The sequence below is a fragment of the Micromonospora sp. NPDC023888 genome (assembly GCF_040639415.1).
GTDB lineage: Bacteria > Actinomycetota > Actinomycetes > Mycobacteriales > Micromonosporaceae > Micromonospora.
This window is the reverse complement of record NZ_JBEZZW010000033.1, coordinates 30,797-48,165: the sequence shown is the minus strand read 5'-3', so window position 1 is coordinate 48,165 and position 17,369 is coordinate 30,797. Positions and strand designations below refer to the sequence as shown.

Sequence of the window (17,369 nt, the reverse complement as noted above, 5' to 3'; positions counted from 1 at the left end):
TGGTGGACGCCGCCATGTGAGCGTCCCTATCCGGCGCGTTGCGGAGTGTGGTCGGCTAATTGTCGGAGTGTCAGTTCATCACCCCGACTAATGCGACAATTTGCACCAGGATCCGCGCGTGTTCTGCCGGGTTCGGGCCGCCGCGATCGGTTACGCGTTGTAGGAGGTGAGGGGCGGATGTCGGCGTTCGATAGCGATCTACCTGCTGTCCCGCACATCTCCGAGCGCTCCGAACAGGGCATTCCTGACGCTGCGCGGTCCGATCATTACCGTAACGAGGTTGCGCAGCGTCACCGTCGGAGGTCTAGGCTGTCTGCTGTCCCCGATGATCCATCCACTTCTAGTGATCGAGAATTCGACGTGACGAGTGCGTTGACGCTGCCCACGGGTGGCCAGCTGGCGTCGTCCTGGCTGGAGACGCCGCCAGGCTCCCAGCCGCTGCCCCGCGAACTGGACCACCTCCTCGCCCTCCGGGTTCCGGGGCTGATCGCTACGCGCCGTCACCTCCACTCGCACCCTGAGCTTTCCGGCAACGAGTTCGAGACGGCCGCACTGATCGCCCGGGAGCTTTCGCTGGCCGGGCTCAACCCGCGCCTGCTGCCCAAGGGCAACGGCGTGATCTGCGACGTCAACGGCCGACCGGACGGCCCCGTGGTGGCGCTGCGCGCCGACATCGACGCCCTGCCCCTGGACGACCCCAAGGACGTGCCCTACCGGTCGACCGTGGAGGGCGTCTGCCACGCCTGCGGGCACGACGTGCACACCTCGATCCTGCTCGGCGTCGGCATGCTGCTTGCCCAACTCGCCGACCTGGGTGAGCTGGACGGGCGGGTCCGGCTCATCTTCCAGCCGGCCGAGGAGATCCTGCCCTGCGGCTCGCTGGAGGTCATCGAGGCCGGCGGCCTGGACGACGTGGTGCAGATCTTCGCGCTGCACTGCGACCCGAACCTGCCGGTGGGAAAGGTCGGCCTGCGGGTCGGCCCGATCACCGCGGCCGCCGACAACGTCACCGTCCGGCTGTCCGGCCCCGGCGGGCACACCGCCCGGCCGCACCTGACCGTCGACCTGGTCGACGCCCTCGGCCGGTTGGTCACCGAGGTGCCCGCCCTGGTCAGCCGCCGGGTGCCGGCCAACAGCGGCCTGCTGCTGGTCTTCGGCCACGCCTCGGCCGGCACCCGCTACAACGTCATCCCCTCCGAGGCGAGCGCCTCCGGCACCCTGCGGGTGATGGACCGCGACACCTGGGAGCAGGCACCCAAGATCGTCGCTCAGGTGGTCCGGGACGTGATCGCGCCGACCGGCGCCACCGTCGACCTGGAGTACCTGCGCGGCCGGCCGCCGGTGTGCAACGACTCCCGGGCCATCCAGGTGTTGACGGCGGCCACCGCCGCCGCGCTCGGTCCGGAAGGGATCGCCGAGACACCGCAGAGCATGGGCGGCGAGGACTTCTCCTGGTATCTGGAGTACGTCCCCGGCGCCCTCGCCCGGCTCGGTGTGGGCCGCTCGGGTCCCAACGTCGACCTGCACCGGGCGAGCTTCGACGTGGACGAGCGGGCGATCCCCGCCGGCGTACGCGTCATGGTGCAGACCGCGCTGCGGGCACTGGCGGCGGCGCGCTGACCGGAGCGGTCGGGATCGAGGGCTTCTTCCGCCGGCGCAGCACCAGCAGCAGCACCGCCACCGGTACGCCGAGTGCCACGAGCCACGGCAGCAGCGCCCCCAGCACGGTGAGCAGGACGGTCAACGAGGCGACGAACGCCTTCCAGCCGCCCTTGAGCCCGACCAGGAAGCCGGTCTCGGCCTTCTCCTCGGCGGCCTTGGCCGCCGGCCCGACAAGTGTCACGGTGATCGTGGAGAGCGCGGTCAGGTCGGCCAGTCGCCGTTGCTTGGCTTCCAACGACGCCAGGTCGGCCTCGCGGCGGCCCAGCTCGTTCTCCAACGACACCAGGTCGGTGATGGAGGTGGCGCGGGCCAGCAACCGGCGGGCGCTCTCCACCCTGGCCCGCTGACTGGTGATACGCGCGTCGAGGTCGACGATCGCCTCGGTGGCGTCCTCGGTGCTGATCTCCCGGCTCTGCTGGCTGCCGCGCCTCGCGATCTCGTCCACCACCTCGGTGAACTTCGCGGCCGGCACCCGCAACTGCAACTCCGCCACCGCGTCGGCACCGGCACTGCGCCGCTGGTCACCGCCGATGAAGCCACCCGAGCGGGTGACCAGGGCGCTCACCTCGCGGGCCTTGGCGTCCACATCGTCCACCTGCACCCGCATCGAACCGGTGTAGATGATGGCCCGCTGGTCGACGCGCAGGTCCGGTGCCCCGGCGGCGGCGTCCTGGGGTGCCCCGGCCCCGCCCTGCTGCGGTTCCCCGGCCTTCGCCGCCTCGGGAGCCGCTGCCGCCTTGTCCCGCGCACCGTCGCCGTTCACCGCCGGGGCGTCGGCCGACCCGCTGTCGCCGGCCCCGCAGCCGCTCAACGCCAGCGCCGCCGCCAGTGCCGTTACCGCCAGCAGTCCGCCGCGGCGTCGTACCACCTGTCCGTCCATCCCCGATCCCCTCGTTGTCGTCCGGTGTGGCGATAGCTCGGACGCGACGCACACGTCGGCTGGTTCCGGCAGACTGCGCTGAGGACATCACGATTCGATAATCGAGGAGTCACGATGCGGCTCACCAAGTACGCCCACTCCTGCCTCCGGGTGGAACACGACGGGGGAGTGCTCGTCGTCGACCCCGGTGTGTTCGGCGACTCCGCGACGGCGTTGGACGGCGCGGACGCGGTGCTGATCACCCACAAGCACGCCGATCACCTCGACCTGGCCGCGGTGCGCCGGCAACTCGACAGGCAGCCGTTCGCGATCCACGGGCCCGCCTCGCTCGCCGAGACCCTGGGCGGCGCGGCCGAGGTGTTGCACCCGGTCACCCCCGGTGAGTCCTTCACCGCCGCCGGGGTCGCCGTCCGGGCGTACGGGGGGCGACACGCGGTGATCCACCCCGACATCCCGGTGGTGGACAACCTCGGTTACCTGATCAACGACGTGGTCTATCACCCGGGTGACTCCCTGGTGGTGCCCGACGAGACGCCAGTCGACACGCTCTTCGCGCCGATCCACGCACCCTGGTCGAAGTTCTCCGAGGTGCTCGACTTCATCCGCGCGGTCGCGCCCCGGCGGGCGTACGCCCTGCACGACGGCCTGCTCAACGACAACGGTCTGGGCGTGCTGAACGGGCAGTACGCGGCGATGTCCGGCACCGAGTACCAGCGGTTGGAGCCCGGTAGCCGGGTGGACGTCTGAGCCGATGCCCGGCCCCTCGACGGAGCTGGTACAGCAGCTCTACCGCACCCCACCGGACCGGTTCGTGGCCGCCCGGGACGCCGCCGTGGCCGAGGCCCGCCGCGCCGGCGATCCGGGCACCGCCCGCCAGTTGGCCCGGCTGCGCCGCCCGACGGTGGCTGCCTGGCTGGTGAACCTGCTCGCCATCACACGCCCGGAGCTGGTCGCCGACCTGGTCCAGCTCGCCGATGCGCTGCGGACGGCCCAGCGGGAGCTGCGCGGGCCCCGACTGCGGGAATTGTCCGCGCAGCGCCGGGCGGTGGTCGGCGCCCTGGTCGCCGAGGTCCGCAAGCTCGCGGCGGCGGAGCCGGACGCGCCACCGGCCGGCCGGCTGCCCCTGGCCGAGGTGGAGTCGACACTGAACGCGGCGTTCTCCGACGTCGACGTCGCCGAGCAGGTCCGGGCGGGCCGCCTGCTGCGGGCGGCCAGCTACGCCGGCTTCGGCGAGGTGCCCCGGCCGCAGTTGAGGCTGGTCACCGGCGACGAGGGTGAGCCGGAGGAGGAACGCCCGGCCCGCCGACCCGCTGCCCAGCGGGGCCGTCCCGAGGCGACTCCCCGCCCGGACCGGGCCGCGGAGCGCGCCGAGCAGGCCGCGCGACGGGCCGCCCGTGCCGAGCGGGCCCGGCAGCGCCGCGCCCTGGATCGGGAGCTGGACAAGGCCCGGGCCGACCAGCAGCGTGCGGAGGCCGAGCTGACCGAAGCGGTCGGGCAGGAGCGGGACGAGGCCGCCGTACTCGATGGAATCGAGGCCGAACTGGCCGAGCTGGAGCGGCGGCGGGCGGTCGCCGAGCAGGATCTGAGCCGGGCCAAACTCGCTCGGCGGGCCGCCGAGCGTGCGGCCACCGTGGCGCGGCGGCGCGCGGGCGAGGTCGAGGCGGCGGTCGAGGCGTTGGCCGCCGAAGAGGGGGATGCGGACGCGGGCGATGGCGCGGCAGACTGACGATCGATGGACGACGACGAGTGTGCGGGCCGTCCAGGGCGGGTGATCCCGGATCGGGGTCTCGTCGTGGTCGACGGATCGGGTTGCCCGAGAGGGCCGCTCGGATGACCCCCGAGCAGGTCGCTGCCGCCAGCAAGCCGGTCGTGCTCGACCTCGGTGACGCGTTCACCCGGGACCCGGCCACGTTGCGCCGTGCCCGGCTGCTCGGCATCTCCGGCTGGGCGTTCTACATCAGTGGCCGGGCCGGCGCGCTCGGCGATGTGCGGGCCGAGACCGCCGCCGCGGCGCTCGGGTTCATCGCCCCGGACGCGGTCGCCGACGGGTGGGACGCCGCCGCCCGGATCGTCCCGCCGGTCGAGGTGGCGGCGGCGAGCCTCGCCGAGTGCTGCCGATGGGGCGCGCAGCAGCTCGACGCGCTGCCCGCCACCGAGCGCCTGGCGGTACTCGTCGAGGGGGCGGTGGTGGCGGCGGACGCCAGCGCCATGCCGCTCTTCGCCGCGTGGCGGGCCATGCCGCTGCCGGATCTCTCGCCGGGGGCCCGCAGTGCCGCCGGGCTGCGACTGCTCCGGGAGCACTTCACCGGTGCCTACCTGCTTGCGGTACGCGCCGCCGGGATGACCCCGCTGGAGGCCGTGCTGGCCGGGCCGGAGGGGGAGGCCGGGGCGGTGGCCTGCGGCTGGCCGCCGCCCTACCCGCCGATCGGGCCGTTGGTGCGCCGGAGACTCTGGGCGGAGGCGGTGACCAACCGTCTCGTCGCGCCGGCGTTCACGGCCCTCGGCCCGGCTGCCGGCGCCGAGCTTGTCGAGTTGCTGCACCGCACCCGGGCCGATCTCGCCGCCGGTGTGTGATTGACGACCCCCGTCGCACCCGACCCGCACTCCGGTCGGCGGCGGTAGCAGACTGGGGAGGTGCGATACGCGCTGCTACGCCGACGCCGTGCCGGTGGGGCGGGACCGCAACTCGGTGACGTAGTCGTCCGGGGCGCCCGCCTTCTCGGCGGCGTTCGCGATCTCGGAGAGATACCACGAGGTCGGCAGGCCGCCTTCGTACCCGTTGAAGACGTAGATCCACGCGGTCACGTCGCCGTCGAGGGTGGAGACCCGCACGTGCAGCTTGCGGTACGTGCCGGCGGTGACTCCCTCGATCTCGTCGAGCTGGCCCGCGTCGTACGGGTGGATGTCGTAGAGCGCCACGAAGACCCGGTCACCGGGAGACTCGACAAGGGTGCTCACCGCGCCCTCCCAGCCGATCACGTCCGCCCCGGCGAAGGTCAGCCGCCAGCCTTCCAGCCAGCCGGTGCCCACCATCGGCGAATGCGGACAGTAGGCACGCATTCGGGCAGGGTCGAGATTTGAGCCGTAGGCGGCGTGATGACGCACGGCGATGACGATAGCCCGGCGGACGGGTGGGGGAGAATACGACAGTGCGTGTCGAATGCGCTCGGGAGAACAAAGTCACTGTGAGCATGGACGAAGGGCGAACGCTGTGAGCCGGATCGTGATCATCGGTGGGGGGCCGGCCGGGTACGAGGCGGCGCTGGTCGCCGCCCAGTTGGACGCCGATGTCACAGTGGTGGAGGCCGACGGCGCCGGTGGGGCCTGCGTGCTCTCCGACTGCGTACCGTCGAAGACCTTCATCGCCAGCTCCGGGGTGGTCACCGGTTACCGGGACACCGAGGAGTTCGGCGTGCACTCGGACGGCCTGGAGGCGGTCACCGTCGACGCGCGGGCCGTGCACGAGCGGGTCAAGCGACTGGCGTTGGCGCAGTCCGCCGACATCCACGCCAAGCTGCTCAAGGCCGGGGTCACCTTCGTGGCCGGCACCGCCCGGCTCGGTGAGGACGCCCTCGGGCACACCCACCGGGTCGTCGTGACCCCCGCGGACGGCGGCGAGGAGTACTCGATCGCGGCGACCACGGTGCTCGTGGCCACCGGCTCGACACCCCGCCAGTTGCCCACCGCCGTACCGGACGGTGAGCGCATCCTGACCTGGCGTCAGGTGTACGACCTGCCGGAGCTGCCCGAGCACCTGATCGTGGTCGGCTCCGGTGTCACCGGCGCGGAGTTCGCCAGCGCGTACCTGGCCATGGGTGTCCAGGTCACCCTGGTGTCCAGCCGGGACCGGGTGATGCCGCACGAGGACGCCGACGCCGCGTCCGCGATCGAGCGGGTGTTCCGCAACCGGGGCATGGAGATCCTCAACAACTCCCGGGCCGACGCGGTCCGGCGTACCGCCGACGGTGTCGAGGTGGAGCTCTCCGACGGCCGCCGGGTCACCGGCTCCCACGCGCTGATCACTGTCGGTTCGATCCCGAACACGGCAAACCTGGGCCTGGCCGAGTACGGCGTCGAGCTGGGTCGGGGCGGCTACGTGACTGTCGACCGGGCCTCCCGGACCAACGTGCCGGGCATCTACGCCGCCGGTGACTGCACGGGGGTGCTGCTGCTGGCCAGCGTCGCCGCCATGCAGGGTCGGATCGCCATGTGGCACGCGCTCGGTGAGGCGGTGCGCCCGCTGCGGCTGCGTACCGTCGCCGCGAACGTCTTCACCGACCCGGAGCTGGCCACCGTGGGTGTTTCGCAGGACGAGGTGGACGCGGGCAAGACCCCGGCCCGGCAGGTGATGCTGCCGCTGTCCGGCAACGCCCGGGCGAAGATGGACGATCTCTCGGACGGCTTTGTGAAGTTGTTCTGCCGTCCGGCCAGCGGCCAGGTGATCGGCGGTGTGGTGGTCGCGCCGAAGGCCAGCGAGCTGATCCTGCCCATCACCATGGCTGTGGAGAACAACCTCACCGTCAACGAGTTGGCCCAGACCATCACCATCTACCCGAGCCTCTCCGGCTCGATCACCGAGGCGGCCCGCCAGCTCATGCTCCACGAGCTGGAGTGACGGTGACCGCGTGACCGGCGATGGCCCGGGTCGGTGAGCCGGAGCGGGTGAGGGCGAGCGCCACTGTGGTGAGCACACCGACCTCGGTGAGGATGAGCAGGCGCTCGGCCAACCCGATCAACACGCGGTCTCCCGGATAGGCAGACCAGACCATGGCCGCGGCCAGGACGAGACTGGTGAGCGCCAGGCCGCGCAGCCAGCGGGCGGCCGGTGTGAGGTGGTCCCGGCGGGCGAGCAGCCAGCCGCCGACCGGCAGCGCCAGGAAGGCGACGACCGACGCGTACCGGTGCAGGTACGCGGCGGTGGTCATGGCGGTGCCTGGTTCGTTTGTCGGCACGACCGCGGCCAGCAGCAGCCCACCCACCCACGCGCCGAGCAGCAACTCGGCGGTCCCGGCGCGCGGTCGGGGTGGGCCGGTGTGGCGCAGCCCGTACAGCAGCGCCACCGTGGCGAGCGCCAGCACCACCATGGCGACGTCGATGACGCCGCCCCGGTCGGAGACCGCGAAGTCGCTGATGGTCAGCGCCCACGGGTTGAGGTCGTCGTTGACTTCGAGGTGACCGATCACGGTGAGCAGCGCCGCCAGGGCGATCCCGCCGAGGGCCAGCAGACCGGTGTTCCGGGTTCCAGGCATGTCTCAGCCTGTCGCCGCGGGCACCCGAACCGGATCGGGGAAGCCCACCGAAATCGCCCCGAGGGACCACCCCTAGAGGGACGCCAGTCGCGGCAATATTGGACAGTATCCGTCAGCCGCTGACGGAAACTGTCCGAGATCTCCGACTCTTGCGGGTCCGGAGGGCGTGCCGTTCAGTCGATGGGGACGTCGACCGCGGCGGCGGCGCGGGCGTGGCGGGCGCTGACCAGCGTCATCGCCCATCCCGCCGCGGCGAAGCCGGCCGCGGCGGCGGTGGCGATGATGACCAGTCGCCACGCCGACTCGGTGAGCGCGGTGCCGCCCAGGTGCCCGACCAGCGCGCCGTAGGTGGCCCAGCCCAGCGCGGCGACAGCCTCGTAGAGCACGAACAGCCGGTACGGGTAACGGCTGCGGCCGGCCGAGAAGCAGGCCGCCATCCGGCCGCCGGGCACGAACCGGCAGAGCAGGATGACAAGCGGTCCTGGTTGTCGGAGCCCCTGGGTGACCCGACTGGCCATCCGACGGGCCCGGCTCAGCTCGGCGTGCCGGGGCGGCCGCCGGTCCGGTGCGACCCGTCCGAGCAGGTAGCAGGCCAGGTCGCCAGCGAAGACGCCGAGTGCGCCGACGGCGATGGTGACCGGCAGGTTGAGCCCGCCGTAGACGGTGAGCGCACCACTGGTGATCATGATGATCTGGGTGGGTATCACCGGAACGAAGGCGTCCGCGATCAGCAGGGCGAGCAGCACCAGGTACGCCCACGTCGGCGATGCGACGTCAGTGAGTAGTTCGGGCACGCCTGCCACCTCGCCGGATGCGGCCAATTGGGTGTCTTGAGCCTGACGGCGTGTCCGGCGTCACCGAGGACAGGCCCGGCCCGTCGTGACGGTCGACACGACCGGGGCCACCCAGGTACAACGAGGTCAACCGATCCCGGGTGACGGGTTCGCCGCCCGTCTCACCCGTCCGGTACCGGTCGGCGGATCGGCGTACGTCGGCGTACCGTTGACGGGCGCGGCCCATGCCCGTCGGGTCCCCCGTTCCTGACGATTCGGGCCGCCAGGGCCGCCGGCGGGTCCCGCGCCGGCGGCCCACCTCTCTGCTCGCCGCCGCAAATCCGGGTGCGTCCCCGGTTGCCCGCCGAGTACGGTCGCCGTATGCGCAGCGCGGTAGTGGTGACCACGACGCCGGGAATCCCCGGCGCGCCGCTCTGACGTAACCACCGTCGACCAGGCCCCGGGGCGATCCGCCCCCGAGGGCCGCGCGCCGTTCGGAGCCCAGATCGCCTCCGGGTCGTACCCGATCCAGGAGCCCGACATGATCGACCACCGTAGGCTCGGCCGTGAGCTGGACCTCTTCGTCTCCGATCCGCTTGCCGGCGCCGGCCTGCCGATCTGGCTGCCGGCCGGCGCCGCCGCCCGGCACGCCGTCGAGGAGTACGTCCGGGAGTTGGAGCGCGTCTCCGGCCACCAGCACGTCTACTCGCCCCCACTTGGCAAACGCGAACTCTTCGAACTCTCCGGGCACCTCGGCTACTTCGCCGACGACATGTTTCCGCCGATGCGGCTGAGCGCCGACGACGAGTTCGTGCTCCGGCCCGCGCTCTGCCCGCACCACGCCCTGGTCTTCCGCGCCCGGGGCCGCTCCTACCGGGAGCTGCCGCTGCGGATCGCGGAGCTGGGCGGGATGTACCGCTCGGAGCGCTCCGGGGTGCTCGGCGGGCTGTCCCGGGTACGGGCCATCTCGCTCAACGACGCGCACACCTTCTGCGCCCCCGACCAGGTGGGCGGGGAGGTCGTCGAGATCCTCCGACTGATCCGCGCCGCGCACGCCGCGCTCGGCGTCCGCCCGGCGGGGTTCCGGCTGTCGCTGCGCGGGCCGGGGGAGAAGTACGTCGGCGACGACGCCCAGTGGGCCCACGCCGAGGAGCTGCTCCGGGGCGCGCTGGCCGGGGTGGAGTACGTCGAGGCGCCCGGGGAGGCCGCCTTCTACGGCCCGAAGATCGACATTCAGATCGTCGACGCGGCCGTCCGGGAGTCGACCATCTCCACCATCCAGCTCGACTTCGACAAGCCGGAACGGTTCGACCTGTCGTACACCGACTCGGACGGCAGCCGGCGTCGACCGGTCCTGGTGCACCGCAGCCTCGTCGGCAGCATGGAGCGGCTCTTCGCGTACCTGATCGAGGTGCACGAGGGCGCCTTCCCGGCCTGGTACGCGCCGGTGCAGTTGGTGCTGCTGCCGGTCGACGACGGGCAGGCCGACGCGGCGGCCGACCTGGCCCGTCGGGCCGTCGACGCCGGCCTGCGGGTCGAGGTGGACGGCACCGGCTCGCTGGGTGCCCGGATCCGGGACGCCGCCCGCCGCCGCGTCCCGTACCTCGGGGTGTTGGGTGCCCGGGAGGCGGCGGACGGACGCCTCGCGCTGCGCCTGCGCGGCGGCCGAGCCCTGGACCCGATGCCCGCCGACGCGGCACTGGCCCTGATCGGCGGGCAGGTCGCCGCCCGCGCCGCGGAGCTGCTCCCGGCCGGCTGGCCCACCCGCTGAGCCGGGGTGGGTCGCCGTCGTTCGCGTGGCGCGCACGGCGGCGACCCGCTTTCAGACCGACGCGGGTTGGGCGGCGGGGTCGGCCGGTTCCTCGTCGGCCACGGCACCGGTGAACTGGGAGCGGTAGAGCCGGTGGTACGCGCCGTGGGCGGCGAGCAACTGCTCGTGGGTGCCCTGCTCGACGATCCGGCCGTTCTCCATCATCAGGATCAGGTCGGCGTCGCGGATGGTGGAGAGCCGGTGCGCGATGACGAAGCTGGTCCGGTCCGACCGCAGCGCGGCCATCGCCCGTTGCAGCAGCACCTCGGTACGGGTGTCCACCGAGCTGGTGGCCTCGTCCAGGATCAGCAGCGACGGCTCGGCGAGGAACGCGCGGGCGATGGTGATGAGCTGCTTCTCGCCGGCGCTGACGTTGCTGCCCTCCTCGTCGATGACCGTGTCGTAGCCGTCCGGCAGGCTGCGCACGAACCGGTCCACGAACGTGGCCCGAGCCGCGGCGAGGATCTCCTCCTCGGTGGCGTCCGGCCGCCCGTAGGCGATGTTGTCGCGGATGGTGCCGCCGAAGAGCCAGGTGTCCTGGAGCACCATGCCGATCCGGCCGCGCAGGTCGTCGCGGCGCATCGTCGTGATGTCCACCCCGTCGAGCGTGATCCGGCCGGCGTCCAGCTCGTAGAAGCGCATGACCAGGTTGACGAGTGTGGTCTTGCCGGCGCCGGTCGGGCCGACGATCGCCACCGTGTGCCCCGGTTCGGCGACCAGTGACAGGTCGTCGATCAGCGGCTTGTCCGGCTCGTAGCGGAACGAGACGTGCTCGAACTCGACCCGCCCGTGCGGGTCGGTGACCCGGGCCGGCTCGACCGGGTCGGGGGTCTGCTCCTCGGCGTCGAGCACCGCGAAGACCCGCTCGGCCGACGCCACCCCGGACTGGAGCAGGTTGGCCATCGAGGCGAGCTGGGTGAGCGGTTGGGTGAACTGTCGGGAGTACTGGATGAACGCCTGCACGTCGCCCAGGCTCATCGTGCCGGAGGCGACCCGCAGCCCACCGACCACGGCGATCGCCACATAGCTCAGGTTTCCGATGAACATCATCGACGGCATGATGATCCCGGAGATGAACTGCGCCCCGAAGCTGGCTCGGAACAGCTCCTCGTTCTTCGCGTGGAACGCGGCCTCCACCTCACGCTGCCGGCCGAAGACCTTCACCAGCTCATGGCCGGTGTACGCCTCCTCGATCTGGCCGTTCAACTCGCCGGTGTGTGTCCACTGGGCGATGAACTGCTTCTGCGAGCGCTTGGCGATGCGCTGGGTGACAAGCACCGACAGCGGCACCGCGACCAGGGCCACCAGGGCCAGCAGCGGTGAGATCCAGAACATCACGGCCAGCACGCCGACGACTGTCAGCAGTGAGGTGAGCAGTTGACTCAGCGTCTGCTGGAGGCTTGTCGAGATGTTGTCGATGTCGTTCGTGACCCGGCTGAGCAGCTCGCCGCGGGGCTGCCTGTCGAAGTACGGCAGCGGCAGCCTGTTGAGCTTCTCCTCCACCTCGGCGCGCAGCCGCAGCACGGTGCGCTGGACCACCCCGTTGAGCAGCCAGCCCTGCCACCAGGACAGCACGCTCGCGGCCAGGTAGAGCCCGAGCGCCAGCAGCAGCACCCGCTTCAGGGCGTCGAAGTCGATGCCCACGCCGGGCACCACGTCCATCCGGGCCAGCATGTCGGCGAAGCTGTCGTTGCCGCTGGCCCGCGCCGCGGCGACGGCCTGGTCGGCGGTGGTGCCGGCGGGCAGGTCCCGGCCGATCACCCCGGTGAAGATCAGGTCGGTGGCGTGGCCGAGGATCTTCGGGCCGGCCACGCTGAAGCCGACACTCACCACGGCCAACGTGATGATCGCGGCCAGGTGCAGTCGGTGCGAGCGCAGCCGGCCGAGCAACCGTCGGGCCGACGGCCCGAAGTTCATCGACTTCTCGGCGGGCATCCCGGCACTCATCCACGGCGGGCCGCCGCCCGAACGGCCGGGCGGCAGCCGCTTCGGCGTCGCCGCGGCGCCGCCGGGTTGCTGCCCGGTCTCGCCGCCGGGCTTCTGACTGGGTACGGCCGCGGTGCGCGGCTCGTCGCGCTCGCTCACGCCGCCACCTCCGTCGTCTGCTGGGACGCCACGATCTCGGCGTACGTCGGGCAGGTCTCCAACAGTTCCGCGTGTCGTCCCACTCCGACGACCCCTCCGTTCTCAAGAACGATGATCTGGTCGGCATCGATGATCGTGGAGACCCGCTGGGCCACGATCACCACCGCGGCCTGCGCGGTGATCGGCCGCAGGGCGGCCCTGAGCCGCGCGTCGGTGCCAAGGTCGAGCGCCGAGAACGAGTCGTCGAAGAGGTAGATCTCCGGCTGTCGGACCAGCGCCCGCGCGATGGCCAGGCGCTGCCGCTGCCCACCGGAGACGGTGGTGCCGCCCTGGGCGATCGGCGCTTCCAGCCCGCCGGGCATCTGGGCCACGAAGTCCCGGGCCTGGGCGATCTCCAGTGCCGCCCACAGCTCCTCGTCGGTGGCGTCCGGGTTGCCGTAGCGCAGGTTGCTGGCGACCGTCCCGGTGAACAGGTACGGCCGCTGCGGCACCAGGCCGATCCGCCGCCACAGCTCGTCCGGCGCCAGCTCGCGCACGTCCACCCCGTCGACGAGCACCGCGCCGGCGGTGACGTCGACCAGGCGGGGGATCAGCGACAGCAGTGTCGTCTTGCCGGCGCCCGTGCTGCCGATGATCGCCGTGGTGGTGCCCGGGGTGGCCCGGAAGGAGACGTCCCGCAGCACCGGCTCGACCGCGCCGGGATACTGGAAGCGCACCCCGCGCAGCTCCAACTCGGCCCGGGTGGTCAGCTCGCTCACCGGCTCGGCGGCGGGGACCACCGAGGAGTCGGTGTCCGTCACCTCGACGATCCGTTCGGCGCAGACCGCGGCCCGGGGCACCATCATCAGCATGAAGGTGGCCATCATCACGGCCATCAGGATCTGCATCAGGTATTGCAGGAAGGCGGTGAGCGCGCCGACCTGGATCGCGTTGGCGTCCACCCGCTGCGCGCCGAACCAGAGCACCGCCACGCTGGAGACGTTCAGCACCAGCATGACCACCGGGAAGATCAGCGCCAGCAACCGGCCGGTACGCAGCGCGGTGGCGGTCAGGTCGGCGTTGGCGACGCCGAAACGCTTCGTCTCGTACGGCTCGCGAACGAACGCGCGGACGACCCGGATGCCGGTGATCTGCTCGCGGAGCACCCGGTTGACGGTGTCGATGCGGGTCTGCATCAGCCGGAAGCCCGGCACCATCCGACGGATGATCGCGCCCAGCGTGACGGCCAGGACCGGCACGCTCACCAGCATCAGCCAGGAGAGCCCGACGTCCTCGCGCAGCGCCATCACCACGCCGCCGACGCTCATGATCGGCGCGGCGACCAGCATGGTGCAGCTCATCAGGACGAGCATCTGCACCTGTTGGACGTCGTTGGTGTTGCGGGTGATCAGCGAGGGTGCCCCGAACCGGGCCACCTCGCGGGCGGAGAAGCGGTTGACGTGCCCGAACAGCGTGGCCCGGACGTCTCGGCCGAAGCCCATCGCGACGCGCGCGCCCAGGTAGACCGCGGCGATCGAACAGACGATCTGGATGAGGCTGACCAGCAGCATCCACCCGCCGGTGTGCACGATGTAGTCGGTGTCGCCCCGCGCCACGCCCTTGTCGATGATGTCGGCGTTGAGGCTGGGCAGGTAGAGCGAGGCCATGGTGCCCACGAACTGGAGCAGCACCACCGCCAGCAACGGACGTTTGTAGGTGCGCAGTTGGCTGCGCAACAGTCGGATCAGCACGCCGGGTCCTTCGGATCGGTAGGGCGGCCGGTCATCCGCGGGTCGTCCCCGCTGCCGATGACCTCTAGCAGGAACTCGCGGATCACCTGTGCCTTCGCCGGGTCGGCGTCGACGGAGGTGAGCGGGCGTCCGGTGTGCATCAGCGTGCTGAGTGCGGCCACCCGCTCCCGCCCGGCGGGAGTGAGGACGATGCGCACGCTGCGCCGGTCGCTGTCGTCGCGCTGCCGTTCGACAAGCCCTTCGCGGACCAGCGTGTCCACGATGCCGGTCAGGGTGGCCGGGCGGACGAAGCCCTTTTCGGCGACCTCCCGGTGGGGCAGCTCGCCGTGTCGCGCGAGCGTCATCAGGGTCACCATGCCGGCTTGGGTGAGGCCGTGCTCCTCGGCGAGGTAGCGGTTCCACCGCTGCCCGACAAGGTGCCCGGCCACCACCAGCAGCCGGCCGAGCGGCACATCCTGGAGAGTGACGAGTTCCACGGGAAGCACCTTAGCCCCCTGATAGTCAGGGGCCAAACGAAATAACGGTGGCCGTCGCCACGAACACGATCTGCAGGACCGTGCGCTGTGGCAGCGGGGTCACCGGGCGTCCGGCGAGGGTCAGCTTCCGGCGGGCGGCCGAGACGTTGGCGGGGAACATCGCGAGCATGAGCAGGGCGAGCCCGGCGGCGGCCAGCCGGGCGGTCGCCGGGATCAGCAGCCCGACGGCGCCGACCAGTTCGAGGACGCCGGTGAGGGTGACCAGCAGGGCCGGGCGGGGTAGTCGTGGCGGAACCATCGCGATCAGGTCGGCGCGGCGCCGGCCGGCGAAGTGCGCGACGCCGGTCAGCACGAACAGCAGGGCCAACCCGACCCGGAGTGCGGGGTGCCAGCCGTCGAGTGCGGTGCTGCCGGCGAGGCCGGCCAGTCGAGCCAGTGCGGTGCCGACGATCAGGGCGATCAGGGGTGCCATCGGAAACCTCCTCGAGCAATCTTGTCACTGGCAAGATTGCGCGACGGGGTGTCATCTTGTCAATGACAAGATAGAGTTCCGGGCATGACCGACACGCGCGGCTACCACCACGGCGACCTCCGTCGCGCCCTGCTCGCCGCCGCGCTCGACGTGATCGAGGAGGACGGGCAGGCCGCGTTGAGCCTGCGTGACCTGGCCCGTCGGGCCGGCGTCTCGCACGCCGCACCCGCGCACCACTTCGGCGACAAGGCCGGCTTGCGCACCGCGCTCGCCACCCAGGGCTTCGACCTGCTGGCCCAGGAGTTGGCGGCGGCGGGTGACGACCTGCTGGCCGCCGGGGTGGCGTACGTCGACTTCGCCGTCCGACACCGCGCACACTTCGAGGTGATGTTCCGGCCGGAGCTGTACCGGGCCGACGACCCCGACCTGATCGCCGCACGGCAGCGCGCCAGTGCCGCGCTGCGGTCCCAGGTGGCGACCCTGCCCTCCGGCGGTGCGCCCGCCGACACCGACCGGGACGCGCTCGCCGCCTGGTCGATCGCGCACGGCTTCGCGACCCTGTGGCTGGCGGGCGCGCTGCCCGAGCGCGTCGGCGACGACCCCCGCGAGGCAGCCCGCGCGGTCCTGCGCCGGCTGGGCACCTGACCGGTCGGCGCGCCGGCACCGGGTCACGCCCGGCGGCTCACCAACTCGTGGGCAGCGGCATTCCCTCGGTGAAGCCGGCGGCGCTCTGCACACCGACGATCGCCCGCTCGTGGAACTGCGTCAGGTTTCGTGCGCCGGCATAGGTGAAGGCGCTGCGCACCCCGGCGATGATCTCGTCGATCAGGTCCTCGACGCCGGGTCGGGCCGGGTCCAGGTACATCCGCGCCGACGAGATGCCCTCCTCGAACACCGCCTTGCGGGCCCGGTCGTAGGGGCTGTCGTCGGCGGTACGGGCACTGACCGCCCGAGCCGAGGCCATCCCGAAGCTCTCCTTGTACCGCCGGCCGTCCGGCTCGGTGTAGAGGTCGCCGGGGGACTCGTAGGTGCCGGCGAACCAGGAGCCGATCATCACGTTCGACGCCCCGGCGGCGAGCGCGAGCGCCACGTCCCGTGGGTGCCGCACCCCGCCGTCGGCCCAGACGTGCCGGCCCAGTTGCCGCGCCGCGGTCGCGCAGTCGAGTACGGCGGAGAACTGCGGCCGACCCACGCCGGTCATCATCCGGGTGGTGCACATCGCGCCCGGCCCGACGCCGACCTTGATGATGTCCGCCCCCGCCTCGACCAGGTCGCGTACTCCCTCGGCGGTGACCACGTTGCCGGCTGCCACCGGCACCCCCGGGTCCAGCTTGCGGACCGCCTGGAGCGCGGAGATCATCCGTGCCTGGTGGCCGTGTGCGGTGTCCACGACCAGGGTGTCCACCCCCGCCTCCAGCAGCGCGGCGGCCTTGCCGGTCACGTCGCCGTTGATCCCGACGGCGGCAGCGATGCGCAGTCGGCCCCGGTCGTCCACGGCCGGCGTGTAGAGAGTGGCGCGCAGCGCGCCCTGGCGGGTCAGCACCCCGACCAGCCGACCGTCGGCGTCCACCACCGGGGCGAGCCGGCGACGGCCCGCGGAGAGCCTGTCGAAACCGGTACGGGGGTCGGCGTCCGCCGGGACGGTGTGCAGCTCGGTGGACATCACGTGGCGTAGCTGGGCGAACCGGTCAACACCCACGGTGTCCGCCTCGGTGACCACGCCCAGCGGCCGGCCGGCCTCGTCGACCACGATCACCGCGGCGTGCGAGCGCTTGGGCAGCAGGTGGATGGCGTCACCCACGGTCTCCGTCGGGCCCAGGGTGATGGGAGTGTCGTAGACCAGGTGCCGCCGCTTGACCCAGGCGACGACATTCGCCACCACCTCGATCGGGATGTCCTGCGGGATCACGGCGATCGCGCCCCGCCGGGCCACCGTCTCGGCCATCCGCCGGCCGGAGACCGCTGTCATGTTGGACACCACGAGCGGGATGGTGGTGCCGGTGCCGTCACCGGTGGACAGGTCGACGTCGAGCCGGGAACCCAGGTCGGAGCGGGCCGGCGCCATGAAGACGTCGGTATAGGTCAGATCGTGCGCGGGGGCCGCGCCGTGAAGGAACCGCACCCGCCCATCATTGCCGCTCGGGGCCGCCGGTGCCGGTCCTGGTGCCGCAAACCACTCCCGCCGCGCGACCCGAGGTCAGCAGGGACGCCTTTCGGACGAGGCGCCCCTTC

At 72.0% G+C, this 17,369-nt stretch carries 16 protein-coding genes; 7 read left to right on the top strand and 9 right to left on the bottom strand.

Annotated elements, in window-relative coordinates:
- Nucleotides 1-360: 360 nt before the first annotated feature.
- Entirely contained in the window at nucleotides 361-1,620 is a 1,260-nt protein-coding gene (locus tag AB0F61_RS25635) for an amidohydrolase (RefSeq protein WP_357814253.1), read from the top strand.
- On the opposite strand, the gene AB0F61_RS25630 is transcribed toward AB0F61_RS25635, so the two are convergent.
- Complete coding sequence (locus AB0F61_RS25630; protein ID WP_357814250.1) at nucleotides 1,577-2,542, bottom strand: DUF4349 domain-containing protein; 966 nt, start codon at nucleotides 2,540-2,542, stop codon at nucleotides 1,577-1,579. The two genes, AB0F61_RS25635 and AB0F61_RS25630, sit on opposite strands and share 44 nt — an antisense overlap.
- Nucleotides 2,543-2,656: 114 nt before the next feature.
- Between AB0F61_RS25630 and AB0F61_RS25625 the strand changes: the two genes are divergently transcribed.
- From AB0F61_RS25625 to AB0F61_RS25615, 3 genes are all read left to right on the top strand, one after another.
- On the top strand, nucleotides 2,657-3,289 hold the full coding sequence (locus AB0F61_RS25625) for an MBL fold metallo-hydrolase (RefSeq protein WP_357814248.1): 633 nt from the start codon (nucleotides 2,657-2,659) through the stop codon (nucleotides 3,287-3,289).
- Nucleotides 3,290-3,293: 4 nt separating this feature from the next.
- Nucleotides 3,294-4,268 carry a hypothetical protein gene (locus AB0F61_RS25620; RefSeq protein WP_357814245.1) on the top strand — a complete coding sequence of 325 codons (975 nt, stop codon included), beginning with the start codon at nucleotides 3,294-3,296 and terminating at the stop codon, nucleotides 4,266-4,268.
- A gap of 104 nt (nucleotides 4,269-4,372) precedes the next feature.
- Nucleotides 4,373-5,116, top strand: a complete 744-nt coding sequence (locus AB0F61_RS25615; RefSeq protein ID WP_357814243.1) for a hypothetical protein — start codon at nucleotides 4,373-4,375, stop codon at nucleotides 5,114-5,116.
- Nucleotides 5,117-5,191: 75 nt separating this feature from the next.
- Here AB0F61_RS25615 and AB0F61_RS25610 read toward each other — a convergent pair whose 3' ends face one another.
- Nucleotides 5,192-5,647 carry a gamma-glutamylcyclotransferase gene (locus AB0F61_RS25610; protein WP_130407236.1) on the bottom strand — a complete coding sequence of 152 codons (456 nt, stop codon included), beginning with the start codon at nucleotides 5,645-5,647 and terminating at the stop codon, nucleotides 5,192-5,194.
- Nucleotides 5,648-5,753: 106 nt separating this feature from the next.
- Between AB0F61_RS25610 and AB0F61_RS25605 the strand changes: the two genes are divergently transcribed.
- A complete protein-coding gene (locus AB0F61_RS25605) occupies nucleotides 5,754-7,157 on the top strand; it encodes an NAD(P)H-quinone dehydrogenase (protein ID WP_357814239.1) in 1,404 nt (467 codons plus the stop codon).
- Here AB0F61_RS25605 and AB0F61_RS25600 read toward each other — a convergent pair.
- A complete protein-coding gene (locus AB0F61_RS25600) occupies nucleotides 7,135-7,791 on the bottom strand; it encodes a DUF998 domain-containing protein (RefSeq protein ID WP_357814237.1) in 657 nt (218 codons plus the stop codon). The two genes, AB0F61_RS25605 and AB0F61_RS25600, sit on opposite strands and share 23 nt — an antisense overlap.
- A gap of 173 nt (nucleotides 7,792-7,964) precedes the next feature.
- The gene (locus AB0F61_RS25595) at nucleotides 7,965-8,585 is read right to left on the bottom strand and encodes a DedA family protein (RefSeq protein ID WP_357814234.1); all 621 of its coding nucleotides are present in this window, start codon (nucleotides 8,583-8,585) and stop codon (nucleotides 7,965-7,967) included.
- Nucleotides 8,586-9,105: 520 nt separating this feature from the next.
- Between AB0F61_RS25595 and thrS the strand changes: the two genes are divergently transcribed.
- The gene (gene thrS / locus AB0F61_RS25590) at nucleotides 9,106-10,335 is read left to right on the top strand and encodes a threonine--tRNA ligase (protein WP_357814232.1); all 1,230 of its coding nucleotides are present in this window, start codon (nucleotides 9,106-9,108) and stop codon (nucleotides 10,333-10,335) included.
- Between the two features lie 51 nt (nucleotides 10,336-10,386).
- On the opposite strand, the gene AB0F61_RS25585 is transcribed toward thrS, so the two are convergent.
- The 4 genes from AB0F61_RS25585 to AB0F61_RS25570 all read right to left on the bottom strand — a co-directional run bounded on the left by AB0F61_RS25585 (nucleotide 10,387) and on the right by AB0F61_RS25570 (nucleotide 15,137).
- Nucleotides 10,387-12,309 carry an ABC transporter ATP-binding protein gene (locus AB0F61_RS25585; RefSeq protein ID WP_357814318.1) on the bottom strand — a complete coding sequence of 641 codons (1,923 nt, stop codon included), beginning with the start codon at nucleotides 12,307-12,309 and terminating at the stop codon, nucleotides 10,387-10,389.
- A gap of 146 nt (nucleotides 12,310-12,455) precedes the next feature.
- Nucleotides 12,456-14,189, bottom strand: coding sequence for an ABC transporter ATP-binding protein (locus AB0F61_RS25580; protein ID WP_357814229.1), 1,734 nt, complete (start codon nucleotides 14,187-14,189; stop codon nucleotides 12,456-12,458).
- Nucleotides 14,183-14,665 (bottom strand): MarR family transcriptional regulator, encoded by a 483-nt coding sequence (locus AB0F61_RS25575; protein WP_357814227.1) that lies wholly within the window; start codon nucleotides 14,663-14,665, stop codon nucleotides 14,183-14,185. Before AB0F61_RS25575 ends, AB0F61_RS25580 begins: the two co-directional genes overlap by 7 nt.
- Nucleotides 14,666-14,690: 25 nt before the next feature.
- Entirely contained in the window at nucleotides 14,691-15,137 is a 447-nt protein-coding gene (locus tag AB0F61_RS25570; RefSeq protein WP_357814224.1) for a DoxX family membrane protein, read from the bottom strand.
- A gap of 84 nt (nucleotides 15,138-15,221) precedes the next feature.
- Here AB0F61_RS25570 and AB0F61_RS25565 point away from each other — a divergent pair, with 84 nt between their 5' ends.
- Nucleotides 15,222-15,782: a TetR/AcrR family transcriptional regulator gene (locus AB0F61_RS25565; protein WP_357814221.1), complete on the top strand. Its 561-nt coding sequence runs from the start codon at nucleotides 15,222-15,224 to the stop codon at nucleotides 15,780-15,782.
- 37 nt (nucleotides 15,783-15,819) lie between these two features.
- Here AB0F61_RS25565 and AB0F61_RS25560 read toward each other — a convergent pair whose 3' ends face one another.
- Complete coding sequence (locus AB0F61_RS25560) at nucleotides 15,820-17,259, bottom strand: GuaB1 family IMP dehydrogenase-related protein (protein ID WP_357814218.1); 1,440 nt, start codon at nucleotides 17,257-17,259, stop codon at nucleotides 15,820-15,822.
- Between the last annotated feature and the right edge of the window lie 110 nt (nucleotides 17,260-17,369).

Coding starts and splice junctions, on each gene's coding strand:
- AB0F61_RS25630 (WP_357814250.1), bottom strand. CDS start 2,542: ATGGACGGACAGGTGGTACGACGCCGCGGCGGACTGCTGGCGGTAACG.
- AB0F61_RS25565 (WP_357814221.1), top strand. CDS start 15,222: ATGACCGACACGCGCGGCTACCACCACGGCGACCTCCGTCGCGCCCTG.
- thrS (WP_357814232.1), top strand. CDS start 9,106: ATGATCGACCACCGTAGGCTCGGCCGTGAGCTGGACCTCTTCGTCTCC.
- AB0F61_RS25620 (WP_357814245.1), top strand. CDS start 3,294: ATGCCCGGCCCCTCGACGGAGCTGGTACAGCAGCTCTACCGCACCCCA.
- AB0F61_RS25570 (WP_357814224.1), bottom strand. CDS start 15,137: ATGGCACCCCTGATCGCCCTGATCGTCGGCACCGCACTGGCTCGACTG.
- AB0F61_RS25585 (WP_357814318.1), bottom strand. CDS start 12,309: ATGCCCGCCGAGAAGTCGATGAACTTCGGGCCGTCGGCCCGACGGTTG.
- AB0F61_RS25625 (WP_357814248.1), top strand. CDS start 2,657: ATGCGGCTCACCAAGTACGCCCACTCCTGCCTCCGGGTGGAACACGAC.
- AB0F61_RS25615 (WP_357814243.1), top strand. CDS start 4,373: ATGACCCCCGAGCAGGTCGCTGCCGCCAGCAAGCCGGTCGTGCTCGAC.
- AB0F61_RS25600 (WP_357814237.1), bottom strand. CDS start 7,791: ATGCCTGGAACCCGGAACACCGGTCTGCTGGCCCTCGGCGGGATCGCC.